Below are 25,679 nucleotides of genomic sequence, written 5' to 3' on the forward strand. Positions count from 1 at the left end.
GTCTCCTCGTGAGAGCAGCGAAGTGGTGGGCCCCGGGCGACGTGCGTCTCGACGACGTGGCGACGCCCGGGGTCTCTCGCGGTGAGCTCCTCCTCCGGGTCGACAACTGCTCCGCCTGCGGCACCGACCTCAAGATCCTCCGGTCGGGCCACCCCCACATGACCGGCCCGCAGGTGATGGGGCACGAGGTCGCCGGCACGGTCGTGGAGGTCGGCGACGACGTCGACGGCTGGTCCGTCGGCGATCGCGTCCAGGTCATCGCGGCAGTGCCGTGCGGCACCTGCGACGTCTGCCGGGCCGGCCGGCCGAGCGTGTGCCCCCGCCAGACGAGCATCGGCTACCAGTACGCCGGCGGCTTCGCCGAGTTCATGGTCGTCCCGGCCGCAGTGCTCGCGGTCGACGGCGTCAACAGGGTCCCCGACCACGTGTCCTCCGAGGAGGCGTCGCTCGTCGAGCCGCTGGCCTGCGTCCTGAACGGCCAGGAGCTCGCGAGGGTCGGCGAGGGAGACAGCGTCCTCGTCATCGGCTCGGGTCCGATCGGCTGCATGCACGTGCGCCTGGCCCGCGCCAGGGGAGCGCGACAGGTGATCCTCATCGATGCCAACGCGGACCGCCTCGCGCGGGCCGCGGCCCTCGTCCGCCCTGACCTCGCCGTCGCGGTGGAGGCGGGAGCGGACGGTCGGCAGGACGTCCTCGACCAGGTGCGCGCCGCCTCCGGCGGGCTGGGGGTCGACGTCGTCATCACGGCCGCGGCCTCGCGCCCTGCCCAGGAGCAGGCTCTCGCACTCCTGGCGCCCGGCGGCCGCCTCAGCCTCTTCGGCGGCCTCGCCCGCGACGACTCGCAGATCAGCATCGACTCCAACCTCGTCCACTACCGTGAGCTGACGATCGTGGGCGTGAACGGGTCGAGCCCCGCTCACAACCGCGAGGCGCTGCGGCTCATCGCCTCGGGCGAGGTCGTGGTGGGCGATCTCATCACCCACCGCTTCCCGCTCGACCGCCTGCACGACGCCCTCGAGGCCATCGCCAGCGGCGAGGCCATCAAGGTCACGATCGAGCCCCACCCCCACGACTGACACCACCACGGGCCCCGGCCCGCACCCCGACCAGACCGGTCTCGACCAAGGAGAAGAAATGCCAGAACGCACCGTCACCATCGCCTCGAGCGTCGGCCTGCACGCCCGTCCCGCCTCGCTGTTCAGCCAGGCCGCCGGCAAGAGCGGCGCCAAGGTCACGCTGACGTCGCCCGCCGGCAAGACCGTCAACGCCGCCAGCATCCTCGGCGTGCTCTCGCTCGGCATCGGCCACGGCGACGAGGTCGTCCTCGCCACCGACGGCGACAACGCCGACGCGGCCCTCGACGAGCTGGCCACGCTGCTCGAGACGGACCTCGACGCCGAGTAGCACCTGTCCGTCCCGCGGGGCGTCGCGTCGACCGAGGTCGAGGGGACGCCCCGCCGTCGTGTCGCTAGCCTCGACCCATGACCGAGCCCACGACGCCTCCCGTCCGCCCGCAGACCCCGATCGACGGCATCGCCGAGCGCTGGGTCGACGAGCTCGTCGACCTCGACCCCACCACGGCGACGTGGATCGGGCGCGAGGGCCGCACCGGCGAGTACGGCGACTACTCGCCGGCCGGCCACGAGCGCCACGTCGAGGCCGTCCGGCGCGTGCTCGCCGAGCTGGAGGCCGCGACGCCGGTCGACGACGTGGACCGCGTCACCCAGGACGACCTCGGAGCCGAGCTCCGCCTCGACCTCGAGTACGCCGAGCAGCGCCTGCAGCTGCGCGACCTGAACGTCATCGCCTCGCCGCTCCAGGCGATCCGCGAGGTCTACGACCTCATGCCCACCGAGACCGAGGGCGACTGGGCCGACGTCGCCTCTCGCCTCGGCAGGGTCGACCAGGCCCTCGGGCAGCTGGTCGAGACCCTCCGCCAGGGGATCGCGGAGGGCGTCGTGCCGGCGCGGCGTCAGGTGGAGGCGGTCGCTGAGCAGTGCGCTCGGATCGGTTCTCCGGACGGCTTCTTCGCCGAGCTCGCCTCGTCCGCACGACTGGCCGACGGCACCGCCCCCTCGTCGGCGCTCGCGTCCGACCTCGCGAGGGGCGCCTCCTCTGCGGGGGAGGGCTATCTCGAGGCCCGCCGGTTCCTGCTCGACGAGCTGCTGCCCGCGGCCGCCGTCGAGGACGGCGTCGGCCGTGACGCCTACGCCCTGCACTCGAGGCGGTTCCTCGGAGCGACCGTCGACCTCGACGAGACGTACGAGTGGGGCCTCGACGAACTCGCCCGGATGACGAGCGAGCAGGAGGCGGTGGCCCGCGAGATCGAGCCGGGCGCGGACGTGGCGCGCGCGATCGCCGTCCTCGACGCCGACCCTGCCCGGCAGCTCGAGGGCACGGAGGCGCTGCAGCAGTGGATGCAGCAGCTCAGCGACCGCGCCGTGGCCGAGCTCGCCGGCACGCACTTCGACGTGCCGGAGCCCGTCCGGCGCCTCGAGTGCCGGATCGCGCCCACGAAGGACGGCGGCATCTACTACACGAGCCCCAGCGACGACTTCTCCCGCCCCGGCCGGATGTGGTGGTCGGTGCCGGAGGGCGTCACGAGCTTCGGCACCTGGCGCGAGACGACGACCGTGTTCCACGAGGGCGTGCCGGGGCACCACCTCCAGCTCGGCCAGGCGGTCTACAACAGCGCCCTGCTGAACACCTGGCGGCGTCAGCTCGCCGGCACGTCGGGCCACGCGGAGGGGTGGGCCCTCTACGCTGAGCGGCTCATGGACGAGCTCGGCTGGCTGTCGGACCCGGGCGACCGGCTAGGCATGCTCGACGGACAGAGGATGCGGGCTGCGAGGGTCGTGCTCGACATCGGCGTGCACCTCGGCAAGACCCTCCCCGGCTCGACCGAGCCCTGGAGCCACGCCTCGGCGCTGTCGTTCATGCGCGCCAACGTCAACATGGACGACGAGTTCGTGCGCTTCGAGGTCGACCGGTACCTCGGCTGGCCGGGCCAGGCGCCCTCGTACAAGGTCGGACAGCGCATCTGGGAGGACCTGCGGGCCGAGCGGGCTCGTCGCGAGGGGGCGGACTTCGACCTCCGCGCGTTCCACCGCGAGGCGCTCCAGCTCGGGGGCGTGGGGCTCGACACGCTGCGGCGCGCGCTGCTCTCCTGATCGTTGCCCGTCGGGGCGACGCGCAGGTAGTATGTACCAGCGCTATCTGCGCCGATCTGTCCGCACGCCGCGGTCGACACCCCCGAGAAGGCCCAGCCCTCCGGGACGACCACGGCCCGATACATGCTTTCACTGGAGCACTAACTACATGACAACCGTAACGACCAAGGCACCCAAGCAGGTCGCCATCAACGACATCGGATCCGCTGATGACTTCCTGGCCGCGGTCGAGAAGACCCTGAAGTTCTTCAACGACGGCGACCTCATCGAGGGCACCGTCGTCAAGATCGACCGCGACGAGGTCCTCCTCGACGTCGGCTACAAGACCGAGGGCGTCATCCCCTCGCGCGAGCTGTCGATCAAGCACGACGTCGACCCGACCGAGGTCGTCGAGGTCGGCGACACCGTCGAGGCCCTCGTCCTCCAGAAGGAGGACAAGGAAGGCCGTCTGATCCTGTCCAAGAAGCGCGCTCAGTACGAGCGTGCCTGGGGCGACGTGGAGAAGATCAAGGACGCCGACGGCGTCGTCACCGGAACGGTCATCGAGGTCGTCAAGGGCGGCCTCATCGTCGACATCGGCCTCCGTGGCTTCCTGCCCGCGTCGCTCATCGAGCTGCGCCGCGTCCGCGACCTCACGCCCTACCTGGGCCAGGAGATCGAGGCGAAGATCCTCGAGCTCGACAAGAACCGCAACAACGTGGTCCTGTCGCGCCGTGCGCTCCTCGAGCAGACGCAGTCCGAGAGCCGCACCACGTTCCTCAACAACCTGCACAAGGGCCAGGTCCGCAAGGGCATCGTCTCCTCGATCGTCAACTTCGGCGCGTTCGTCGACCTCGGCGGCGTGGACGGCCTCGTGCACGTCTCCGAGCTCAGCTGGAAGCACATCGAGCACGCCAGCGAGGTCGTCGAGGTCGGTCAGGAAGTCACCGTCGAGATCCTCGAGGTCGACCTCGACCGTGAGCGCGTGTCGCTCTCGCTCAAGGCGACGCAGGAGGACCCGTGGCAGGTCTTCGCCCGCACCCACGCCATCGGACAGGTCGCGCCGGGCAAGGTCACGAAGCTCGTCCCCTTCGGCGCGTTCGTCCGCGTCGCGGACGGCATCGAGGGCCTCGTGCACATCTCCGAGCTGTCGGCGAAGCACGTCGAGCTGGCCGAGCAGGTCGTCGCCGTCGGCGACGAGGTGTTCGTCAAGGTCATCGACATCGACCTCGACCGTCGCCGCATCTCGCTGAGCCTCAAGCAGGCCAACGAGGGCGTGGACCCCGAGGGCACCGAGTTCGACCCGGCGCTCTACGGCATGCTCACCGAGTACGACGACCAGGGCAACTACAAGTACCCCGAGGGCTTCGACCCGGAGACGAACGAGTGGCGCGAGGGCTTCGACTCGCAGCGCGAGAAGTGGGAGCAGGACTACGCTGCCGCCCAGGCTCGCTGGGAGGCGCACAAGAAGCAGGTCGCCGCGTCGCTCACCGAAGAGGCCTCGTTCGAGGCTCCCTCGGGCTCGACCTTCTCGAGCGAGACCGCCGGTGCCGGCACCCTCGCCGACGACGAGTCGCTCGCCGCTCTGCGCGAGAAGCTGTCCAGCAGCAACTAGTCACACCCAGGTCGCGGCGCCTCGGCGCCTGACCGACTCGAACGGCGGTCCCCTCCTCGAGGGGGCCGCCGTTCGGCGTTCCGGGGCCGCGGTCCCGGGTAGCCTCGACGCATGTTCGTCTGTGGCCTGACCGGGGGCATCGCCGCCGGCAAGAGCGTCGTGTCCCGCCGTCTCGCCGAGCGGGGCGCGGCCCACGTCGACGCCGACCAGCTCGCCCGCGAGGTCGTCGCGCCGGGCACGCCCGGACTCGAGGCGATCCGGCGGCGCTTCGGAGACCACGTCCTGACGCCGTCGGGCGACCTCGACCGGCCCGCGCTCGGCGCCCTGGTCTTCTCCGACCTGGCGGCCCGGCGTGACCTCGAGGCGATCACCCACCCTGCCGTCCGCGAGCTCTCCCGCCGGCGCATGCAGGAGGCGGTGGCCGACGACCCGGCGAGGGTGGTCGTCTACGACGTCCCCCTCCTGGTCGAGACGCGCGGCGCAGCCGAGTTCGACGTCGTCGTGGTCGTGCACGCGCCCCGCGACGTCCGCATCGGCCGGCTCGTCGAGCTCCGGGGGATGAGCGAGGAGGAGGCGGTCCGGCGGGTGGACGCGCAGGCCGACGACGAGGCCCGCCTCGCCGTGGCCGACATCGTCGTCGACTCGTCGATCTCGCTGGAGGCGACCCTCGCGCGGGCCGACGAGGTCGCCGAGGTGCTGCGTTCGCTGTCAGCGGCGAAGGCGGCGGGCCCCTCGGGGCCGAGTGTCAGTGGTCGCTCCTAGACTCGGAGACATGGAACCGACCCGCAGTGTCCGCCCCTTCGAAGTAGTCAGCGAGTACGAGCCGAGCGGTGACCAGCCGGCCGCCATCGCCGAGCTCGCGGGGCGCATCAACGCGGGCGAGACCGATGTCGTGCTGCTCGGCGCGACGGGCACCGGCAAGTCCGCGACCACCGCCTGGCTGGTCGAGCAGGTCCAGCGCCCGACCCTCGTCCTGGCCCACAACAAGACCCTCGCCGCGCAGCTGGCCAACGAGTTCCGCGAGATGTTCCCGCACAACGCCGTCGAGTACTTCGTCTCGTACTACGACTACTACCAGCCAGAGGCGTACGTCCCGCAGACCGACACCTTCATCGAGAAAGACAGCTCGATCAACGCCGAGGTCGAGCGGCTGAGGCACTCCACGACCAACTCGCTCCTCAGCCGCCGCGACGTCATCGTCGTCTCCACGGTGTCCTGCATCTACGGCCTCGGCACGCCAGAGGGCTACATGCAGGCGATGATCGCCCTGCAGGTGGGCATGAAGATCGACCGCGAGACGCTGATCCGGCGTTTCGTCTCGATGCAGTACCAGCGCAACGACATCGACTTCTCCCGCGGCAACTTCCGGGTGCGCGGCGACACCATCGAGATCATCCCGATGTACGAAGAGCTCGCCATCCGCATCGAGATGTTCGGCGACGAGATCGAGGCGCTGTACGCGCTGCACCCGCTGACGGGCGACGTCGTCCGCACGATGGACTCGGTCTCGGTGTTCCCCGGCTCGCACTACGTCGCGGGCACCGACGTGATGCACCGTGCCATCGGCACCATCAAAGAAGAGCTCGCGACCCGTCTCGACGAGCTCGACAAGCAGGGCAAGCTGCTCGAGTCGCAGCGCCTCCGCATGCGCACGACCTTCGACCTCGAGATGATGGAGCAGATCGGCTTCTGCAACGGCATCGAGAACTACTCCGCACACATCGACGGCCGAGGTCCGGGTGAGGCGCCGCACTGCCTCCTCGACTACTTCGCCGACGACTTCCTCGTCGTGATCGACGAGTCGCACGTGACGGTCCCGCAGATCGGCGCTATGTACGAAGGCGACGCGTCGCGCAAGCGCACGCTGGTCGACCACGGCTTCCGGCTGCCGAGCGCGCTCGACAACCGCCCGCTCAAGTTCGAGGAGTTCCTCGGCAGGGTCGGGCAGAAGGTCTACCTGTCGGCGACCCCTGGCAAGTACGAGCTCGGCATCACCGACAGCGTGGTCGAGCAGATCATCCGCCCCACGGGACTCGTCGACCCGCAGATCGTGGTCAAGCCCTCCGAGGGCCAGATCGACGACCTGCTCGACGAGATCCGTGTCCGCGTCGAGAAGGACGAGCGCGTGCTCGTCACGACCCTCACCAAGAAGATGGCCGAAGAGCTGACCGACTTCCTCACCGAGGCCGGGGTCCGGGTCCGCTACCTGCACTCCGACGTCGACACCCTCCGACGCGTCGAGCTGCTGACCGAGCTGCGCCAGGGCGTCTACGACGTCCTCGTGGGCATCAACCTCCTCCGCGAGGGCCTCGACCTGCCCGAGGTGTCCCTGGTCGCCATCCTCGACGCTGACAAAGAAGGCTTCCTGCGATCGTCGACGTCGCTCATCCAGACCATCGGCCGCGCGGCGCGCAACGTCTCCGGCGAGGTGCACATGTACGCCGACGTCATGACCGACTCGATGCGCAACGCCCTCGAGGAGACAGACCGCCGACGCGAGAAGCAGGTCGCCTACAACCTCGAGCGCGGCATCGACCCCCAGCCGCTCCGCAAGAAGATCGCCGACATCACCGAGGTCCTCGCCCGCGAGGGTGCCGACACGGCCGAGCTGCTGGCCGGCCGCCAGGGCGGCAAGCGCGCCCCGACGCCGAACCTCCGTCGAGAGGGCAAGGCCGCGAACGCGGCGAACGGGCTGGAGTCGATCATCGCCGACCTCAACGACCAGATGCTGCAGGCTGCCGCCGAGCTCAAGTTCGAGCTCGCCGGGCGCCTCCGCGACGAGGTCGCCGACCTCAAGCGAGACCTTCGCCAGATGGAGGCGGCCGGCCATGCCCGCTGATCGCCGCCTCCGCGTCGTCGTCACGGGGGCGACCGCGGGGCTGGGCTACTTCGCGGCCGAGCGCCTCGCCGCCCTCGGCCACCAGGTCGTGCTGGCCGCCCGTAGTCCCGAGCGGGCTGTCCGGGCTGCGGACGCCGTCCGCGACCGCGTCCCCGGCGCCGACGTGTCGACCGTCGACCTCGACCTCGCAGACCTGTCCTCGGTGCGGTCGGGCGCGGACGCGCTCACCGCAGCGGGCGGCGTCGACGCGCTCCTCGCGAACGCGGGGGTCGTCGGCTCGCGTCGCCGTCAGACGACGGCGGACGGGTTCGAGCTCCAGTTCGGCACGAACCACCTCGGGCACTTCGCGCTCGTCTCGCACCTGCTGCCGACGCTCTCCGAATCGCCTCGCGGCCGCATCGTGCACCTCGGCAGCATCAGCCACCGCTTCGTCCGCCTCGACCTCGACGACCCCATGATGGTGTCGAGCTACTCGGGCGCCGTCGCCTACGCACGGTCGAAGCTCGCGGTCATGACGTTCGGCCTCGAGCTCGACCGGCGCCTCCGGGCCTCGGGCTCGTCCGTGTCGAGCGTCATCGCCCACCCGGGGCTGTCGTGGGAGTCGCTCAGCGACCCGCGGCCGCCCGTGGTCGAGCCGCGTCGGCCACCGGCGGTCGTCACCTCCGCCATGCACGTCTTCTCCCAGGGCAAGGAGGCAGGGGCCGAGCCCCTCGTCCACGCGACCGTCGGCTCCGAGGTGCAGGGCGGGGAATACTGGGGCCCCTCCGGGTGGTTCCAGCTGACCGGCCCGCCCGCCGTCGTCCCGACGAAGAACCACGCGCGAGACCGAGCCTCCGCAGAACGGCTCTGGGCCGTCTCTGCCGAGCTCACCCACACAGAACCCGTCCTCTAGCGCGCGGACGCTCCTCCTGGCCTCGCCGGCCGGTCGATCTCATCGTCGGCCGAACTCGATGTCAGGGGCTTCCGTAGAATGGTAAGAGTGTCAATCTCACCCGTAGAAGGTTCCTCCGTGCTCAGCGTGCGGGGTGCCCGAGTCCACAACCTCGACAACGTCGACCTCGAGATCCCGCGTGACTCGATGGTCGTCTTCACCGGCCTCTCCGGGTCGGGAAAGTCGTCCCTCGCGTTCGACACGATCTTCGCCGAGGGCCAGCGCCGCTACGTCGAGTCGCTCTCCGCCTACGCCCGGCAGTTCCTCGGGCAGGTCGACCGGCCCGACGTCGACTTCATCGAGGGCCTCAGCCCCGCCGTGTCGATCGACCAGAAGTCGACGAACCGCAACCCGCGCTCCACGGTCGGCACGATCACCGAGATCTACGACTACATGCGCCTGCTCTGGGCCCGCATCGGCATCGCCCACTGCGCCGTGTGCGGCGAGGTGATCAGTCGCCAGACCGTTCAGCAGATCGCCGACCAGCTGATGACGCTCGAGACCGGCACGCGCTTCCAGGTGCTCAGCCCCGTCGTGTCGCAGAAGAAGGGCGAGTTCGTCGACCTCTTCGCCGAGCTCGCCTCGAGCGGCTACTCCCGTGCGATCGTCGACGGCGAGCAGGTCCAGCTGAGCTCGCCCCCCAAGCTCAAGAAGCAGGTCAAGCACGACATCTCGGTCGTGGTCGACCGTCTCGTCGCCTCCGACGATGGCCTCACGCGCCTCACCGACTCGCTCGAGACCGCGCTGCGCCTCACCGACGGCCTCGTCACGGTCGACTTCGTCGACACGGACGCCGATGCCGCGGGCAAGTACCGCACCTTCTCCGAGAAGCTCTCGTGCCCGAACGGCCACCCCGTGCAGCTCACCGAGATCGAGCCCCGCACGTTCTCGTTCAACGCGCCCTTCGGCGCCTGCCCCGAGTGCTCCGGCCTCGGCACGCGCATGTCGGTCGACACCGACCTCGTGCTCGGCGACCCGGACCTGAGCCTGGCCGAGGGCGTCATCCTGCCCTGGACGAACTCGGGCAAGGGCCTCTACAACTACTTCCAGAAGCTGCTCGAGGGCCTCGCGGCCGACCTCGACTTCAGCCTCAAGACCCCCTGGCGCGAGCTCCCCGCACGCATCCAGCAGGCCGTCCTGCAGGGCAACGACTTCGAGGTGACGGTGAAGTGGAAGAACCGCTTCGGCCGTGAGATGAAGTACTCGACCGGCTTCGAGGGCGTGATGCCCTACATCGAGCGCAAGTACGCCGAGGCCGAGACCGACACGCAGCGCCAGCGCTACTCCGAGTACCTCCGCGAGATCCCGTGCTCCGTCTGCGGCGGCAAGCGGCTGAAGCCCGAGGTGCTCGCGGTGACGGTCGCCGAGCAGAGCATCGCCGACGTCGCCGAGCTCAGCCTGACCGACGCGTTCGCGTTCATGAACGGGCTCACGCTGACGACGCGCGAGGCGCGGATCGCCGCGCAGGTGCTCCGCGAGATCCGCGTGCGACTCGAGTTCCTGCTCGAGGTGGGGCTCACCTACCTGTCCCTCGGCCGTGCCGCAGGGTCGCTCTCCGGCGGCGAGGCCCAGCGCATCCGGCTCGCGACCCAGATCGGCTCGGGCCTCACGGGCGTGCTCTACGTGCTCGACGAGCCGAGCATCGGCCTGCACCAGCGCGACAACCGACGCCTGATCGACACCCTCGTCAAGCTCCGCGACCTGGGCAACACGCTCATCGTCGTCGAGCACGACGAGGACACGATCAAGACCGCCGACTGGGTGGTCGACATCGGACCGGGCGCCGGCGTCAACGGCGGCAAGGTGGTGCACTCCGGCAGCTACGAAGACCTCCTGGCCAACACCGAGTCCTACACGGGCGACTACCTCGCCGGCCGTCGCTCGATCGCGACGCCGACGACGCGTCGTCCCCTCGACCGCGACCGGGTGGTCTCCGTCGTCGGCGCGAAGGCCAACAACCTGCGCGACGTCACCGTCGACTTCCCGCTCGGCGTCTTCGTCGCCGTGACCGGCGTGAGCGGCTCGGGCAAGTCGTCCCTGGTCAACGACATCCTCTACAAGGTGATGGCCAACAAGCTGAACGGTGCTCGCCAGATCCCCGGCCGGCACCTCCGGGTCACGGGCCTCGAGCACCTCGACAAGGTGGTGCACGTTGACCAGGCGCCCATCGGTCGCACGCCCCGCTCGAACCCCGCGACGTACACCGGCGTCTTCGACCGCATCCGCAACCTGTTCGCGGAGACGGTCGACGCGAAGGCCCGCGGCTACCTGCCGGGCCGGTTCAGCTTCAACGTCAAGGGCGGTCGCTGCGAGAACTGCGCAGGCGACGGCACGATCAAGATCGAGATGAACTTCCTGCCCGACGTCTACGTCGCCTGCGAGGTCTGCGGGGGCGCGCGGTACAACCGCGACACGCTCGCGGTCCAGTACAAGGGCAAGAACATCTCCGAGGTGCTCGACATGCCGATCAGCGAGGCGGCCGACTTCTTCGAGCCCATCTCGGCGATCTCGCGCTTCATGAAGACCCTGGTCGACGTCGGCCTCGGCTATGTCCGGCTCGGCCAGAGCGCGACCACCCTGAGCGGCGGCGAGGCCCAGCGGGTCAAGCTGGCGACCGAGCTGCAGAAGCGCTCGAACGGGCGCAGCATCTACGTGCTGGACGAGCCCACGACGGGCCTGCACTTCGAGGACGTGCGCAAGCTGCTGCTCGTCCTCGACGGCCTCGTCGACAAGGGCAACACGGTGATCACGATCGAGCACAACCTCGACGTGATCAAGTCCGCCGACTGGCTGATCGACATGGGCCCAGAGGGCGGCGCCGGGGGAGGCACGGTCCTCGCAACGGGCACGCCCGAGCACCTCGCGACCGTGCCCGAGAGCCACACCGGCGTCTTCCTCGCGGAGATCCTCGAGTCGGGCCACGCCGCGCCCGGCCCGGCAGCTGCCAAGAAGAAGAAAGCCGCGACGACGACGGGCACCCGACGTCGGGAGGCTGTCGAGGCTCGATGAGCAACACCGTCTCGTGGCGACCGCCAGCGCGTGAGATCCCGACCGACCCCGGGGTCTACCGCTGGCGGGACGAACGCGGCCGGGTCCTCTACGTCGGCAAGGCCAAGAGCCTGCGTGCGAGGTTGAGCAACTACTTCGCGCCGCTGCCGACCCTGCACGAGCGCACGCGTCGGATGGTCCTCACCGCTCGCAGCGTCGAGTGGACGGTCGTCGGCAGCGACATCGAGGCGCTGCAGCTCGAGTACACCTGGATCAAGGAGTTCGACCCGCCCTTCAACGTCAAGTTCCGTGATGACAAGACCTACCCGTTCATGGCCGTCAGCCTCGGCGACGAGGCTCCCCGGGTCATGGTCACCCGCAACCCCAAGATCAAGGGCGCCAAGTACTTCGGGCCGTACCCGAAGATCTGGGCCGTGCACGACACGATCGACCAGATGATCAAGGTCTTCCCGATCCGCACCTGCTCCGACAGCAGCTACAAGAAGGCGATGGAGACCGGAAAGCCGTGCTTCCCCGGCCAGATCGGTCGCTGCGGCGGGCCCTGCTCGCACAAGGTGTCGATCGAGGAGCACCGGGCGATCGTCGACGAGTTCGTCAAGTTCATGGGCAGCTACGACAAGAAGGTCATCGCCGACAAGCAGAAGGCGATGAAGACGGCCGCCCTCGAGCAGCGCTACGAGGACGCGGCGCGGTACCGCGACCAGGTGCAGGCCCTCGAGGCGGTGCTCGACAAGTCGGCCGTCGTGCTCCGCGACTCCGTCGACCTCGATCTCTACGCCCTCGTCGAAGACGAGCTGGCGGCCGCCGTGCAGCTCTTCACGGTGCGCGGCGGGCGCATCCGCGGTTCCCGCGGCTGGGTCGTCGACAAAGAGATAGACATCACGTCGGGCGAGCTCGTCGAGCAGGTGCTGCAGGGTCGCTACACCGCCGGTTCCGAGGTGCCGCGAGAGATCGTCGTGACGACGGTGCCCGACGACAACGACGCCCTCGAGGCCGTCCTCAGCGAGATCCGCGGCAGGGGCAAGGTCCAGGTGCGCACCGCCCAGCGCGGCGAGAAGGCCGCGCTGATGCAGACGGCCACCCTCAACGCCCAGCAGTCGCTGATGCTCTACAAGACGCGTCGCAGCGCCGACTTCGCGACCCGGTCGACCGCCCTGGCCGACATCCAGGAGGCGCTGGGCATGACCGAGGCACCCCTCCGGATGGAGTGCTACGACGTCTCGCACCTGTCGGGCACCAACATCGTGGCCTCGATGGTCGTCTTCGAGGACGGCCTCCCGCGCAAAGACCAGTACCGGCGCTTCAACATCCCGCAGTCGACCGACGACACCGAGTCGATCTACCAGACGCTCAGCCGTCGGCTCTCCCGCCTCGACGACGAGCTGGCCCCGGTGGCCGAGGTCGGCGAAGAACGCAAGCGCTTCGCCTACCGGCCGAACCTGCTGATCGTCGACGGAGGCCAGCCCCAGGTCGCCGCCGCACGGCGTGCCCTCGACGACGCCGGCGTGACCGACATCGCGCTCTGCGGCATCGCCAAGCGGCTGGAGGAGATCTGGCTGCCCGACGACGACTTCCCCGTCATCCTGCCGCGCAACTCCGACGCGCTCTTCCTGATCCAGCGGATCCGCGACGAGGCCCACCGGTTCGCGATCACGCACCAGCGACAGCGCCGCAAGCGCGACATCACGACGCAGCTGGCCGAGATCCCGGGCCTGGGGCCGTCGCGGGTCGCGCGGCTGCTGAAGCACTTCGGCTCGGTGAAGCGGCTCAAGCTGGCCACGGCAGACGAGATCTCGTCGATCCGGGGCATCGGCCCGACGCTCGCCGCGGCGGTCGTCGGTCAGCTCGGGTCGGCGGAGGCAGGCGACGTCTCGGTCGAGGCCGAGACCGAGACCGAGACCGCGGCAGCCGAGGACGCAGCCGAGGACGCGGCCGAGGCCGACGAGGCCCGTGCTCCCGCCTAGAATCGATCCGCCCGTCCCGCACCGACCCGCCACCAGCGAAGGCCCCGCCACCATGAGCGACGCACACGAGCAGCAAGAGGTCATGATCGTCACCGGGATGTCCGGTGCCGGTCGATCCACGGTCGGCAACGCCCTGGAGGACCTGGGCTGGTACGTGGTCGACAACCTGCCGGCCCAGATGCTGCGCCCCCTGCTCGACCTCGCCGAGCGCGCCGGCGACTCCCTGCCCAAGATCGCCGCGGTGGTCGACGTCCGAGGGGGCCGGCTGTTCTCCGAGGCGCAGGAGGCGGTGCGCACCCTCCGAGAGAGCATGCCGAGCAAGGTGCGGGTCCTGTTCCTCGACGCCACCGACGCAGCCCTCGTCCGCCGGTTCGAGCAGGTCCGTCGGCCGCACCCGCTGCAGGGCGACGGGACGCTGCTCGACGGCATCGTCGCCGAGCGCTCCCGGATGGAGGAGCTGCGGGAGACGAGCGACGTCATCATCGACACCTCCGAGCTCAACATCCACCAGCTCGCCACGACCATCACCGAGAAGTTCGCCGAGTCCGAGCGGGCCGGGGTGCAGGTGACCGTGCTGAGCTTCGGCTTCAAGTACGGGCTGCCCGCGGACGCCGACATGGTCGGCGACGCCCGCTTCCTGCCGAACCCGTTCTGGGTGCCGGAACTCCGGGCACAGTCGGGGCTGGACGAGCCGGTGACGAGCTACGTGATGGCCCAGACCGGAGCGCGTGACTTCGTCCGCGCGTTCGGTGCCGCCTGCGAGCCCGTGCTCTCGGGGTACCAGCGCGAGAACAAGAGACACGCTACGATCGCCATCGGCTGCACGGGCGGGAAGCACCGATCCGTCACCCTGGTCGGCGAGCTGGCGGCGCATCTGCGCGGGCTCCCCGGGGTGGCCGTCGCCGTGAAGCACCGCGACCTGGGCCGGGAGTGACCCGGCGGTCGCACGGGCGCGCCCTCCGGCTGCGCGGGGCCGTGCCCCGCACGCCCGACAACGACTGATGAAAGAGGAACGACCAGTGGCACAGACCGCCGACGTCAAAGAAGAACTCGCCCGCGTAGAGGTGAGCAGGACGACGGTCCGGGCCGCCGAGGTCGCGACCATCCTGCGGTTCGCGGGCGGGCTGCACGTCATCTCGGGGCGCATCGCCGTCGAGGCCGAGCTCGACAGCCCGGTGATCGCCCGCCGTGTCCGCAAAGACCTGGCCGAGCTCTACGGGGCACGCAGCGACGTCTCGGTCGTGTCGGCGTCGGGGACGCGACGCACGACCCAGTACCTCGTGCGGGTGCACGAGGCCGGCGAGACCCTGGCCCGCCAGACGGGCCTGATGGACGCTCGCCGTCGACCCGTCCGCGGGTTGCCGAACCGTCTCACGACCGGCTCGCGCGAAGACCTGGCGGCGATCTGGCGCGGTGCCTTCCTGGCCCAGGGCTCGTTGACCGACCCCGGCCGGTCCGCCTCGCTCGAGGTCGTCTGCCCGGGGAACGAGTCGGCGATGGCGCTGGTCGGCGCGGCCGGCAGGCTCGGCATCCCCGCCAAGGCCCGTGAGGTCCGAGGCGTGCACCGGGTGCTGGTCCGTGAGGGCGAGGCGATCAGCGCCATGCTCACGGTCATGGGCGCCCACAAGAGCGTGAGCGAGTGGGAGGAGATGCGCCAGCGCCGCGAGGTCAGGGCCACGGCGAACCGCCTCGTCAACTTCGACGACGCCAACCTGCGACGCAGCGCCCAGGCCGCCGTCGCCGCGTGCGCCCGCGTCGAGCGCGCGATGGAGCTGCTCGGCGACGACATCCCCGACCACCTCAAGTACGCCGGGGACCTGCGGCTGGCGCACCGCGACGCGAGCCTCGACGAGCTCGGGCACCACGCCGACCCGCCCATGACGAAGGACGCGGTCGCCGGTCGCATCCGCCGCCTGCTGGCCATGGCGGACAAGAAGGCCTCCGACCTCGGCCTGCCCGGCACGGAGGCCAGCCTGCCCTCCGACCTCGACCTCGACTGACACCCCGACGAGCCCCGCGTTCCCGGGGTCACGGAGGCGGTCGACTGCTACTGTCGTAGACGGACGCGAAGCCCGGTCGCCCCGGCCGGATCGCGAGCCACGGGCCTGGTCGCCCGCCCCCTCCACGCGTCCCCGCGACGCCTGATCAACAGGAGTTCCCTTGACCGTCAAGATCGGCATCAACGGCTTCGGTCGCATCGGCCGCAACTACTTCCGCGCGGCGCTCGCCAAGGGCACCGACATCGAGATCGTCGCCGTCAACGACCTCACCGACAACGCCGCCCTCGCTCACCTGCTCAAGTTCGACTCGATCACGGGTCGTCTCGACGCCACGGTCGAGCTCGACGGCGACTCGATCGTCGTCGACGGCAAGCCGATCAAGGTCCTCGCCGAGCGCGACCCGGCCAACCTGCCCTGGGGCGAGCTGGGCGTCGACATCGTCGTCGAGTCGACCGGCTTCTTCACGAAGGCGGAAGACGCGCAGAAGCACATCGACGCCGGCGCGAAGAAGGTGCTGATCTCGGCTCCCGCCACGGGCGACGACGCCACCATCGTCCTGGGCGTCAACGAGGGCATCTACGACCCCGCGAACCACCACATCATCTCGAACGCGTCGTGCACCACGAACAGCCTCGCGCCCCTGATGAAGGTCTTCCTCGACAACTTCGGCGTCGAGCGCGGCCTCATGACGACGGTGCACGCCTACACCGCCGACCAGAACCTGCAGGACGGCCCCCACAAGGATCCTCGTCGTGCTCGCGCCGCCGCGGTCAACATCGTCCCCACCTCGACGGGTGCGGCCAAGGCCATCGGCCTCGTCATCCCCGAGCTGTCGGGCAAGCTGGACGGCTACGCGCTGCGCGTCCCGGTGCCGACCGGCTCGATCACCGACGTCACGCTCATGACGAGCACGCCCGTCACGGTCGAGCAGATCAACGCCGCCTACAAGGCCGCGGCCGAGGGCGACCTCAAGGGCATCCTGCTCTACTCGGAGGACCCGCTGGTCTCGTCCGACATCACGACCGACCCGCACTCGTCGATCTACGACTCCGGCCTCACGAAGGTCATCGGCAACATGGTCAAGATCACGTCCTGGTACGACAACGAATGGGGCTACTCCAACCGTCTCGTCGACCTGACGAAGTACGTCGCCGACCGCCTCTAGGCGTCCGCACCACGATCGACCCGGGAGGCGGTCAGGCCCTCGGCCTGGCCGCCTCCTCGTCTCCCCACCGACCCACACCAGAGAATCGAGTTCCATGACCCTCCGAACCCTCGAGTCGCTCGGCTCGACGTCGGGCAGGCGCGTGATCGTCCGCTGCGACCTCAACGTCCCGCTGAAGGACGGCGTCATCACCGACGACGGCCGCGTCCGAGCCTCCGTCGGCACCCTGCAGACGCTCGTCGCCGACGGCGCCCGCGTCGTCGTCATCTCGCACCTCGGCCGCCCCGACGGCCAGCCCGTCGACGAGTTCAGCCTGCGCCCCGTGGCGGAGCGCCTCGGCGAGCTGCTCGACGCCGACGTCTCGTTCGTGCCCTCCACCGTCGGCAGCGAGGCCGAGGAGGCGGTGGCCGGCCTGGCCGACGGCCAGGTGGTCGTCCTCGAGAACCTCCGTTTCAGCCCGGCGGAGACCAGCAAGGACGCCGCCGAGCGTCGCGCCTTCGCCGAGCAGCTCGCCGCGCACGGCGACCTCTTCGTGTCGGACGGCTTCGGCGTCGTGCACCGCGAGCAGGCCAGCGTCTACGAGCTGCCGCAGCTGCTCCAGAGCGCGGCCGGCTCGCTGATCGAGACCGAGCTCTCCGTCCTGGAGAAGCTCACCGAGACTCCCGAGCGCCCCTACACGGTGGTGCTCGGCGGCTCGAAGGTGTCGGACAAGCTCGGCGTCATCGAGCACCTGCTGCCCCGGGTCGACTCGCTCCTCGTCGGCGGCGGCATGCTCTTCACGTTCCTCGCCGCGCAGGGCCACGCCGTCGGCGGCAGCCTGCTAGAGAAGGACCAGCTCGACCGGGTCAGGGGCTATCTCGCCGACGCAGACGAGCGCGGCGTGCAGATCGTCCTGCCCACCGACGTCGTCGTCGCCTCGGCCTTCTCGGCCGACGCCGACCACGTGGTCGTCCCTGCCGACGGCATCGAGACCTCCGAGCTCGGCGACGGGGCCATCGGCCTCGACATCGGACCGGAGACGGCGACCCGGTTCGCCGAGATCGTCGCCTCGTCGAAGACGGTGTTCTGGAACGGGCCCATGGGCGTGTTCGAGTTCGAGGCCTTCGCCCACGGCACGAAGACCGTCGCCGAGGCGCTCACGCGCGTCGACGGCCTGGGCGTCGTCGGGGGAGGGGACTCGGCCGCGGCCGTCCGTGCCCTCGGCTTCGACGACGACCAGTTCGGCCACATCTCCACCGGCGGTGGAGCCAGCCTCGAGTTCCTCGAGGGCAAACGACTCCCCGGACTGGAGGTCCTCGGATGGTGACCACGCGCACGCCCCTCATCGCCGGCAACTGGAAGATGAACCTCGACCACCTGCAGGCCATCGCCTTCGTGCAGAAGCTGGCCTGGAGCCTGAAGGACGCGAAGCACGACTACGCGTCCGTCGAGGCCGCCGTCTTCCCTCCGTTCACCGACCTCCGCAGCGTGCAGACCCTGCTCGACGCGGACGGCCTCTCGCTCGCCCTCGGCGCACAGGACCTGTCCGCCCACGACAGCGGTGCCTACACCGGAGAAGTCTCGGGCGCCTCCCTGGCGAAGCTCGACGTGCACTACGTCCTCGTGGGCCACTCCGAGCGCCGCACCCTGCACGCCGAGGACGACACGGTCGTCGCGACCAAGGTCGCCGCGGCGCACCGCAACGGCCTCGTGCCCGTGATCTGCGTCGGCGAGACCGCGGACGACCTCGAGACGCATGGGCCGAGCGCGGTCCCGGTCGCCCAGCTCCGCGCCTCCCTGGCCGAGGTCCCCGCCACGGCCGAGATCGTGGTCGCGTACGAGCCCGTCTGGGCGATCGGCTCGGGCAAGGCGGCGACCGCAGAGCAGGCCGAGCAGGTCTGTGCGGCACTCCGTGAGGCCCTCGTCGATATCGTCGGCGCGGACGCCGCCGCGGCGACGCGCATCCTCTACGGCGGCTCGGTGAAGTCGACGAACATTGCCTCGTTCCTCCGCGAGCCGAACGTCGACGGCGCGCTCGTCGGCGGCGCGAGCCTCGACGTCGACGAGTTCGCCCGCATCGTGCGCTTCGAGTCGCACGTCGGCGTCTGACGCTGATCGACAGACGGGTCCCTCTCCCGCCCGCGGGTGAGGGACCCGTCGCCGCGCGCGGCAGTTATACTCGTCAACGGTCTCACCGCATCGAAAGGTCCCCCTTGGAAATTCTGCAGGTCATCCTGCAGGTGCTGCTCGGAATCACGAGCCTCCTGCTGACCCTCCTCATCCTCCTGCACCGCGGTCGCGGCGGCGGTCTGTCCGACATGTTCGGCGGCGGCGTCACGAGCAACCTCGGTGCATCCGGGGTCGCCGAGCGCAACCTGAACCGCATCACCGTGTTCCTCGGGCTCGTCTGGATCACGTGCATCGTGGTCCTGGGCCTCATCACGAAGTTCTCGGCGGTCAGCTGATGGCCTCCGGAGGCAGCGCCATCCGTGGCTCGCGCGTCGGCGCCGGCCCCATGGGCGAGCAGGACCGCGGGTACCACGCCGAGCGCGTGACCATCTCGTACTGGGACGCTCTGGGCAACGAGGTCGTCCGCCACTTCGCGGCGAACGTGCCCGACGAAGAGATCCCCGAGACCGTCGACTCTCCGTCCAGCGGCCTCCCCGCCGGGCGCGACAAGGCCAACCCGCCGACCGTCGCCAAGCTCGAGCCGTACAAGACGCACCTCGCCTACGTGAAGGAGCGCCGCTCCGAGGAGGAGGCGGCCCAGCTCCTCGAAGAGGCGCTGCAGCAGCTGCGCGTCCGCCGAGGCAAGGCCTAGCCCGGTCCTCGCTCCCGGTCACGACCGGCAGCGCACGAGAGAAGCCCCGCAGCTCAGCTGCGGGGCTTCTCTCGTGTCGAGGCCTGGTCCGGCGACGGACCAGGCCGACGGGTCAGTAGGTCGAGGCGATCAGGTTCTCGGGGACCTCGGACGCCGCGTCGCTGTCGACGAAGAAGACCGTGCGCTTGCGTCCCTTGACCCCGGCGACGGGCACCTGGTCGGCACCGGCACCCGCGAGGGCGAGGCCCAGCGAGGACGCCTTCTCCGCGCCGGCGAGGATCATCCACACGCGCTGCGAGTTGTTGATCACCGGGAGGCTCAGCGTGAGGCGGACGGGCGGCGGCTTGGGGGAGTCGTCGACCGTGAGGACCGTGGGCCCGCTCATGCGCACCTGCGGCGCGTCGGGGAAGAGCGACGCGACATGGCCGTCGGGTCCGACGCCGAGCAGGGTGATGTCGAAGCGAGGCGCCTCGTCGTCGCCCTGGGCGTGCTCGAGGAGCTCGGCCCGGTAGGCGACGGCGGCCGCCTCGACGTCGGCGAAGTCGCCCACGGCACCGAAGCGGTGCACGTTCTGCGGCTCGACACCGATGTGCCCGAGCAGGTCGATCTCGGCCTGACGATCGTTGCGGTCGGCGTGGCCGCTCTCGACCCAGCGCTCGTCGGCCCACCAGAACGAGACCTTCGACCAGTCGACGCTGTCACGCGCCGGTGAGGCGTTGATGGCGGCGAGCACGACCGTGCTCACCGACCCGCCGCTGACGACGACCGAGGCGTAGTTCTGCTCCTCCAGCACGTCGATGATCTTGGTGATGAAGCGCGCGGCGACCGAGGCGCCCAGCGATTCCTTGTCGGGGTGAACCAGCACCCGGCGTTCGTTGCTCACTGTGTCAGTCTGCCTTAGTTCTCGACGGGCTCGGCCAGCTGGCGGACGCCCTGCTTCACGACCTCGCCGAAGAGGTCGTCGGGGTCGAGTCTACGGAGTTCCTCCGCGAGGCAGTCGCGCAGCGACCGGCGTGGCAGGGAGAGGTCGTGGGTGGGCTGGTCGGGCTGGGTCAGCGTGGCCACGTCGACGACGGCGCGCTCCAGGACGATCGGGCCGGAGGGGCGGACGAGCCGGACCCCGTGGATGCCGCTGGAGCCGTTGCCCCGCGTCAGCTCGTTCAGCACCGGCACCTGCAGCTGCAGCCGGAGCCACGCCGCGAGCAGGAGCGTCGACGGCGAGTCGGGGGCCCCGTCGACGCGGACCTCGGTGACGGGCTCGTACGGCGGCTGGTCCAGGACGGCGGCCAGCTGGGTGCGCCAGAGCGTGAGGCGCGTCCAGGCGAAGTCGGTGTCGCCCGGCTGGTAGGTCTCCGCGAGGTCGACGATGCTCTGACGCGGGTTCGGCTGGCTCGCCGCGTCGGTGATCCGGCGCTGGGCGATGCGACCGAGAGCCGACTCGGCGACGACCTCCGGAGCCCGTCCGGGCCACCAGACGACGACCGGGGCATCGGGCAGCAGGAGACCGGTGACCAGCCCCTCCTCGTCGCTCGCGGTGTCGCCGTAGGCGCGGAGCAGGATGACCTCGCTGGCCCCGGCGTCGCCGCCGACCCTGATCTGCGCGTCGAGGCGCGGTTCCTCGTCGTCGCCGCCAGGAGCGGTCGACACGACGATGACGCGCATGGGGTGCTCGCGCGAGGCGTCGTTGGCGGCCTCGATGGCCTCCTCCTCCTCGCCGTGGCTCGTCGAGATGATGAGGGTGAGCACTCGGCCGAGGGCGACGACGCCACCCTCCTCGCGGATGGTGACGAGCGTCTTCTGGACTCGGCTGATGGTGCTGGCGGGCAGATCGACGATCACGGGCGTCTCCAGGTTCGGCCGTCGCGGGCCATGAGTTCATCGGCGGACTGGGGGCCCCACGTGCCGGGGCGGTACTGCTCTGGCTGGCCCTGGGTCGCCCAGAACTCCTCGATCGGGTCGAGGATCTTCCAGGAGAGCTCCACCTCCTCGTGACGCGGGAACAGGGGCGGGTCGCCCAGCAGCACGTCGAGGATGAGGCGCTCGTAGGCCTCGGGGCTCGCCTCGGTGAACGCGTGGCCGTAGCCGAAGTCCATCGTGACGTCGCGCACCTGCGTGCCGATCCCGGGGACCTTCGAGCCGAAGCGCAGGGTGACGCCCTCGTCGGGCTGCACACGGATCACGAGGGCGTTCTGGCCGAGTGACGTCTGCGTGCCGAAGATGTTCTCCGGCACCTGCTTGAAGACGACGGCGATCTCGGTGACGCGTCGGCCGAGGCGCTTGCCGGCCCGGAGGTAGAACGGGACGCCGGCCCAGCGGCGGGTCGCGATCTCGAGCTTGACCGCCGCGAACGTCTCGGTGACGCTCTCGGGGTTCATCCCCTCCTCGTCGAGGAACCCGAGCACCTTCTCGCCGCCCTGCCAGCCGCCGGAGTACTGGCCGCGGGCGGTGCCGGCGGCGATGTCCTCGGGGATGCGCACCGCGGAGAGGACCTTCTCCTTCTCGGCACGCAGGTGCGACGCGGCGAACGTGACCGGCTCCTCCATCGCCGTGAGGGCGAGCAGCTGCAGGAGGTGGTTCTGGATGACGTCGCGAGCGGCACCGATGCCGTCGTAGTAGCCGGCACGGCCGCCGACGCCGATGTCCTCCGCCATGGTGATCTGGACGTGGTCGACGTAGTTGGAGTTCCAGAGGGGCTCGTACATCTGGTTGGCGAAGCGGAGGGTCAGGAGGTTCTGGACCGTCTCCTTGCCCAGGTAGTGGTCGATCCGGAAGACGGAGTCGGGCTCGAAGACGCTCTCGACCACGGCGTTCAGCTCGCGGGCGGTCTTCAGGTCGCTGCCGAACGGCTTCTCGATCACCACGCGGCGCCACGCGCCGTCCTTCTCCTCGGCGAGGCCGCTGCTGCGCAGCTGCTCGGTGACCATCGGGAAGGCCTTGGGCGGGATCGAGAGGTAGAAGGCGTGGTTGCCCATCGTGCCGCGCTCCCGGTCGAGCTCCTCGATCGTGTCCTTGAGGCGCGTGAACGAGTCGGCGTCGTCGAAGGTGCCCTGCACGAAGCGGAAGCCCTCCTTCAGCTGGCGCCAGACGTCCTCGTCGAAGGGGGTTCGGGCGTGCTGCTTGACGGCCTCGTAGACGACCTGCTCGAAGTCCTGGCCCTCGAACTCGCGGCGGGCGAACCCGACGAGCGCGAACCCGGGCGGCAGCAGGCCGCGGTGGGCGAGGTCGTACACGGCGGGCATCAGCTTCTTGCGCGACAGGTCGCCGGTGACGCCGAAGATGATGAGGCCGCTGGGGCCGGCGATCCGGTTCAGGCGTCGATCGGAGGGCAGCCGCAGGGGGTTGTGATCCGGCGTGATCTCGACGGGTGACATCGTGGGGGTTCCTTCAGGGTCGTTCTCTCGGGCACGGTCGCTCGGCACGTGGTCGTCCGACCACGGCGAAGGGGGCCGGCGTCCTCTCGGACACCGGCCCCCTCACGCTCAGCGGACTGCGGCGAGCAGTGCGGGCAACGTGCCCGCCACGTCGTCGACGGTCAGCCGGAGCACGGGACGACCATGGTCGGCCAGCACGTTCGCGTCGCCGGCGGCCTGCGCCTGGACCAGCTGTCCGAACGTGAACGGGCTCTCCGGGATCTCCAGATCGGTGGACGCCGTCTGGGTGATCTGGAGGAACACGCCGTTGGCGGGTCCGCCCTTGTGGTACTGACCCGTGGAGTGCAGGAAGCGCGGTCCCCACCCGAAGGTGACGGGGCGCTGCGTGCGCGCCGCGAGCACGTCGCGGAGCTCCTCGAGCTGCGGGTACGCCACGCGGTCGGCGTAGGCCTGGATCGACAGGTAGCCGTCGTCGGTCAGCGCCGAGAGGAGGGCCGAGACGGCCGACTCGAGCGAGTCGCCGAGCTCGACGCCGCCGACCTGGCGGACCTCGACGCCCTCGGCGGTGAACGCCGGGGGAGTCGGGGCCGGACGGTCGTCGAGGAGGGCACGCGTGGCGACCTTGGCCGACTCGACGTCGGGCTGGTCGAACGGGTTGATGTCGAGCAGACGCCCGGCCACCGCGACCGCGTACTCCCAGACCATGATCTGACCGCCGAGCGAGCCCGAGATCTCGACCTCGCCGGGAGCGACCTCACGGGTCTCGGCCGCGTTCGCGACCAGGCGCACGACCTGCACGTCGTGCAGGCCCAGGCTGATCTCGGGCGCGTCCGTGCCGAGCACGACGGGCAGGAGGCCCCGGCCCTGCTTGCCGGTCGACTCGGCGATCAGCTGCTCCGCCCAGTCGGGGAACCCGATGATGTGCGTGCCGTCGGCGACGATGGCGATCTTGTCGCGCAGGGGAGAGGTGCCCGCGAGGACGGCGCCCAGCACGAGGCCGGGGTTGTCCGCGCTGTCCTGCGAGAGCTCGACCGTGACGGCGTCCGCCTCGGCGAGCAGCTCGCGGATGTCGGCGCCGGCGAGGCCGGACGGCACGAGGCCGAAGGCCGACAGCGCCGAGTAGCGGCCGCCGATGGCGGGGTCGGCGTTGAAGACGCGGTAGCCGGCCTCACGGGCCTGCCCGTCGAGGGGCGAGCCCGGGTCGGTGACGACGACGATGCGCTCGACGGGGTCGATGCCGGCGTCGCGGAAGGCCTTCTCGAAGGTCTTGCGCTGGCTGGCGGTCTCGACTGTCGAGCCGGACTTCGACGACACGACGAGCACCGTGCGCTCGAGGCGGTCGTGCAGGGCCGTGAGGACCTGGCCGGGCTCGGTGGCGTCGAGCACGGTCAGCTCGACGCCGTAGGTGCGCGTGATGACCTCGGGGGCCAGCGACGAGCCGCCCATGCCGGCGAGCACGACGTGGTCGACGCCCTTGGCGGCGAGCTCTTCGCGGAGCGCGTCGATCTCGTCGAGGAGGGGCGTGGAGACCACGACGGCCTCGGTCCAGCCGAGGCGCTTGGCCGACTCCTCCTCGGCGTCCGGGCCCCAGAGGGTCGGGTTCTGGGCCGTGATGCCGGAGGCGACGAGGTCGCTCACCAGCTGGGGCACGACGGTCTCGACGGCGGTGGCCGCGTCGCCGCTCGCGGCGATCGTGATGGTCACTTGGCGTCCTCCGCGGTGGGCTTCGAGGACTCGAGGGCCGCGGTGACGGTGTCGAGCAGCTCGTTCCAGGAGACGATGAACTTCTCGACGCCCTCCTTCTCGAGGAGCTCGGTGACCTCGTCGTACGAGACGCCCTGGGCCGCGATCGCGTCCATGACCTCGTTCGCCGAGGCGTAGGAGCCGCTGATCGAGTCGCCACGGATCTCGCCGTGGTCGAAGGTCGCCTCGAGGGTCTTCTCGGGCATCGTGTTCACGACGTCCGCCGCGACGAGCTCGACCACGTAGGTCGTGTCGAGGACAGCAGGGTCCTTGACGCCGGTCGAGGCCCAGAGTGGACGCTGCTTGTTGGCGCCGGCGGCGAGCAGGCCCTTGGCACGCTCGGTGTCGAACGCCTGGACGTAGGCCTCGTAGGCGAGCTGGGCGTTCGCGACGCCCGCCTTGCCCTTGAGCGCCTTCGCCTCGTCCGTGCCGACGGCCTCGAGGCGCTTGTCGATCTCGCTGTCGACGCGCGACACGAAGAACGACGCGACCGAGTGGATCTCGCTGATGTCGATGCCCGCGGCCTTGGCCTGCTCGAGGCCGGTGAGGTACGCGTTGATGACGGCGCGGTAGCGCTCGAGGCTGAAGATCAGGGTGACGTTGACGCTGATGCCCTTGGCGATGACGGCGGTGATGGCCTCGAGGCCCTCGACCGTCGCGGGGATCTTGATCAGGGCGTTCGGGCGGCCCACCTTGGCGGCGAGCTTGACAGCCTGGTCGATGGTGCCCTGCGCGTCGTGCGCGAGGCCCGGCTCGACCTCGATCGACACGCGGCCGTCGAAGCCCTTCGTGTCGTCGTAGATGCCGCGGAAGATGTCGCAGGCGCGGGTGACGTCGTCGGTCGTGATCTCGAAGACGGCGTCGGTGACGCTGACCCCGGTCTTGGCGAGCAGCGCGACCTGGTCGTCGTACGCCTCGCCCTTGGCGAGGGCCGAGGCGAAGATGGTCGGGTTCGTGGTGACGCCCACGACGTTGCGCTCGGCGATCAGCTTCTCGAGGCCGCCGGCGTTGATGCGCTCACGCGAGAGGTCGTCGAGCCAGATGCTGACGCCTGCGGCGGAGAGCTGTGCGGTGTTGGTGTCGGTCATGTCGT

Annotated in this window: 21 protein-coding genes; 16 read left to right on the forward strand and 5 right to left on the reverse strand. The window is 70.2% G+C overall.

The window, feature by feature from the left end:
• The first annotated feature begins 8 nt into the window (after positions 1 to 8).
• The 16 genes from JOE35_RS09350 to JOE35_RS09425 all read left to right on the forward strand — a co-directional run bounded on the left by JOE35_RS09350 (position 9) and on the right by JOE35_RS09425 (position 19,472).
• Positions 9 to 1,076 carry a zinc-dependent dehydrogenase gene (locus tag JOE35_RS09350; protein WP_209560856.1) on the forward strand — a complete coding sequence of 356 codons (1,068 nt, stop codon included), beginning with the start codon at positions 9 to 11 and terminating at the stop codon, positions 1,074 to 1,076.
• A gap of 58 nt (positions 1,077 to 1,134) precedes the next feature.
• Positions 1,135 to 1,404 carry an HPr family phosphocarrier protein gene (locus tag JOE35_RS09355; protein WP_146900808.1) on the forward strand — a complete coding sequence of 90 codons (270 nt, stop codon included), beginning with the start codon at positions 1,135 to 1,137 and terminating at the stop codon, positions 1,402 to 1,404.
• A gap of 77 nt (positions 1,405 to 1,481) precedes the next feature.
• Positions 1,482 to 3,170 carry a DUF885 domain-containing protein gene (locus JOE35_RS09360; RefSeq protein ID WP_209560857.1) on the forward strand — a complete coding sequence of 563 codons (1,689 nt, stop codon included), beginning with the start codon at positions 1,482 to 1,484 and terminating at the stop codon, positions 3,168 to 3,170.
• 148 nt (positions 3,171 to 3,318) lie between these two features.
• Complete coding sequence (gene rpsA, locus JOE35_RS09365; protein ID WP_123545838.1) at positions 3,319 to 4,764, forward strand: 30S ribosomal protein S1; 1,446 nt, start codon at positions 3,319 to 3,321, stop codon at positions 4,762 to 4,764.
• Positions 4,765 to 4,875: 111 nt separating this feature from the next.
• Positions 4,876 to 5,526, forward strand: a complete 651-nt coding sequence (gene coaE / locus JOE35_RS09370; RefSeq protein ID WP_209560858.1) for a dephospho-CoA kinase — start codon at positions 4,876 to 4,878, stop codon at positions 5,524 to 5,526.
• Between the two features lie 10 nt (positions 5,527 to 5,536).
• Complete coding sequence (gene uvrB, locus JOE35_RS09375; RefSeq protein ID WP_146900817.1) at positions 5,537 to 7,603, forward strand: excinuclease ABC subunit UvrB; 2,067 nt, start codon at positions 5,537 to 5,539, stop codon at positions 7,601 to 7,603.
• Entirely contained in the window at positions 7,593 to 8,495 is a 903-nt protein-coding gene (locus JOE35_RS09380) for an SDR family NAD(P)-dependent oxidoreductase (protein WP_209560859.1), read from the forward strand. Before uvrB ends, JOE35_RS09380 begins: the two co-directional genes overlap by 11 nt.
• Before the next feature lie 78 nt (positions 8,496 to 8,573).
• Entirely contained in the window at positions 8,574 to 11,543 is a 2,970-nt protein-coding gene (gene uvrA / locus JOE35_RS09385) for an excinuclease ABC subunit UvrA (protein WP_209560860.1), read from the forward strand.
• Complete coding sequence (uvrC, locus tag JOE35_RS09390; protein ID WP_209560861.1) at positions 11,540 to 13,507, forward strand: excinuclease ABC subunit UvrC; 1,968 nt, start codon at positions 11,540 to 11,542, stop codon at positions 13,505 to 13,507. The genes uvrA and uvrC overlap by 4 nt, the downstream gene beginning before the upstream one ends.
• Positions 13,508 to 13,559: 52 nt before the next feature.
• Positions 13,560 to 14,441, forward strand: a complete 882-nt coding sequence (gene rapZ, locus JOE35_RS09395) for an RNase adapter RapZ (RefSeq protein ID WP_209560862.1) — start codon at positions 13,560 to 13,562, stop codon at positions 14,439 to 14,441.
• A gap of 85 nt (positions 14,442 to 14,526) precedes the next feature.
• Positions 14,527 to 15,507, forward strand: a complete 981-nt coding sequence (whiA, locus tag JOE35_RS09400) for a DNA-binding protein WhiA (RefSeq protein WP_209560863.1) — start codon at positions 14,527 to 14,529, stop codon at positions 15,505 to 15,507.
• Between the two features lie 160 nt (positions 15,508 to 15,667).
• The gene (gap, locus tag JOE35_RS09405; protein WP_209560864.1) at positions 15,668 to 16,672 is read left to right on the forward strand and encodes a type I glyceraldehyde-3-phosphate dehydrogenase; all 1,005 of its coding nucleotides are present in this window, start codon (positions 15,668 to 15,670) and stop codon (positions 16,670 to 16,672) included.
• A 94-nt stretch (positions 16,673 to 16,766) separates the two neighbouring features.
• Positions 16,767 to 17,978: a phosphoglycerate kinase gene (gene pgk, locus JOE35_RS09410; protein ID WP_209560865.1), complete on the forward strand. Its 1,212-nt coding sequence runs from the start codon at positions 16,767 to 16,769 to the stop codon at positions 17,976 to 17,978.
• Positions 17,972 to 18,760 (forward strand): triose-phosphate isomerase, encoded by a 789-nt coding sequence (gene tpiA, locus JOE35_RS09415; RefSeq protein WP_209560866.1) that lies wholly within the window; start codon positions 17,972 to 17,974, stop codon positions 18,758 to 18,760. The genes pgk and tpiA overlap by 7 nt, the downstream gene beginning before the upstream one ends.
• Before the next feature lie 104 nt (positions 18,761 to 18,864).
• Entirely contained in the window at positions 18,865 to 19,116 is a 252-nt protein-coding gene (gene secG / locus JOE35_RS09420) for a preprotein translocase subunit SecG (protein ID WP_056054823.1), read from the forward strand.
• A complete protein-coding gene (locus JOE35_RS09425; RefSeq protein WP_123545816.1) occupies positions 19,116 to 19,472 on the forward strand; it encodes an RNA polymerase-binding protein RbpA in 357 nt (118 codons plus the stop codon). The genes secG and JOE35_RS09425 overlap by 1 nt, the downstream gene beginning before the upstream one ends.
• A 112-nt stretch (positions 19,473 to 19,584) precedes the next feature.
• On the opposite strand, the gene pgl is transcribed toward JOE35_RS09425, so the two are convergent.
• From pgl to tal, 5 genes are all read right to left on the reverse strand, one after another.
• A complete protein-coding gene (gene pgl, locus JOE35_RS09430; protein WP_209560867.1) occupies positions 19,585 to 20,355 on the reverse strand; it encodes a 6-phosphogluconolactonase in 771 nt (256 codons plus the stop codon).
• Positions 20,356 to 20,369: 14 nt separating this feature from the next.
• Positions 20,370 to 21,311 carry a glucose-6-phosphate dehydrogenase assembly protein OpcA gene (locus tag JOE35_RS09435; protein ID WP_209560868.1) on the reverse strand — a complete coding sequence of 314 codons (942 nt, stop codon included), beginning with the start codon at positions 21,309 to 21,311 and terminating at the stop codon, positions 20,370 to 20,372.
• Complete coding sequence (zwf, locus tag JOE35_RS09440) at positions 21,308 to 22,843, reverse strand: glucose-6-phosphate dehydrogenase (protein WP_209560869.1); 1,536 nt, start codon at positions 22,841 to 22,843, stop codon at positions 21,308 to 21,310. The genes JOE35_RS09435 and zwf overlap by 4 nt, the downstream gene beginning before the upstream one ends.
• A 108-nt stretch (positions 22,844 to 22,951) precedes the next feature.
• Positions 22,952 to 24,547, reverse strand: a complete 1,596-nt coding sequence (locus JOE35_RS09445) for a glucose-6-phosphate isomerase (RefSeq protein WP_209560870.1) — start codon at positions 24,545 to 24,547, stop codon at positions 22,952 to 22,954.
• Entirely contained in the window at positions 24,544 to 25,674 is a 1,131-nt protein-coding gene (gene tal / locus JOE35_RS09450) for a transaldolase (RefSeq protein WP_209560871.1), read from the reverse strand. Before tal ends, JOE35_RS09445 begins: the two co-directional genes overlap by 4 nt.
• Positions 25,675 to 25,679 lie beyond the last annotated feature (5 nt).

Origin of the sequence: Frigoribacterium sp. PvP032, assembly GCF_017833035.1 — a bacterium.
GTDB lineage: Bacteria > Actinomycetota > Actinomycetes > Actinomycetales > Microbacteriaceae > Frigoribacterium.

What these genes read in the sequence shown, in the direction of transcription:
- zwf (WP_209560869.1), bottom strand. Translation starts at nt 22,843, where the DNA reads ATGTCACCCGTCGAGATCACGCCGGATCACAACCCCCTGCGGCTGCCC.
- tal (WP_209560871.1), bottom strand. Translation starts at nt 25,674, where the DNA reads ATGACCGACACCAACACCGCACAGCTCTCCGCCGCAGGCGTCAGCATC.
- JOE35_RS09425 (WP_123545816.1), top strand. Translation starts at nt 19,116, where the DNA reads ATGGCCTCCGGAGGCAGCGCCATCCGTGGCTCGCGCGTCGGCGCCGGC.
- uvrC (WP_209560861.1), top strand. Translation starts at nt 11,540, where the DNA reads ATGAGCAACACCGTCTCGTGGCGACCGCCAGCGCGTGAGATCCCGACC.
- tpiA (WP_209560866.1), top strand. Translation starts at nt 17,972, where the DNA reads ATGGTGACCACGCGCACGCCCCTCATCGCCGGCAACTGGAAGATGAAC.
- coaE (WP_209560858.1), top strand. Translation starts at nt 4,876, where the DNA reads ATGTTCGTCTGTGGCCTGACCGGGGGCATCGCCGCCGGCAAGAGCGTC.
- JOE35_RS09355 (WP_146900808.1), top strand. Translation starts at nt 1,135, where the DNA reads ATGCCAGAACGCACCGTCACCATCGCCTCGAGCGTCGGCCTGCACGCC.
- JOE35_RS09380 (WP_209560859.1), top strand. Translation starts at nt 7,593, where the DNA reads ATGCCCGCTGATCGCCGCCTCCGCGTCGTCGTCACGGGGGCGACCGCG.
- rapZ (WP_209560862.1), top strand. Translation starts at nt 13,560, where the DNA reads ATGAGCGACGCACACGAGCAGCAAGAGGTCATGATCGTCACCGGGATG.
- uvrB (WP_146900817.1), top strand. Translation starts at nt 5,537, where the DNA reads ATGGAACCGACCCGCAGTGTCCGCCCCTTCGAAGTAGTCAGCGAGTAC.
- pgk (WP_209560865.1), top strand. Translation starts at nt 16,767, where the DNA reads ATGACCCTCCGAACCCTCGAGTCGCTCGGCTCGACGTCGGGCAGGCGC.
- uvrA (WP_209560860.1), top strand. Translation starts at nt 8,574, where the DNA reads ATGGTAAGAGTGTCAATCTCACCCGTAGAAGGTTCCTCCGTGCTCAGC.
- JOE35_RS09360 (WP_209560857.1), top strand. Translation starts at nt 1,482, where the DNA reads ATGACCGAGCCCACGACGCCTCCCGTCCGCCCGCAGACCCCGATCGAC.
- rpsA (WP_123545838.1), top strand. Translation starts at nt 3,319, where the DNA reads ATGACAACCGTAACGACCAAGGCACCCAAGCAGGTCGCCATCAACGAC.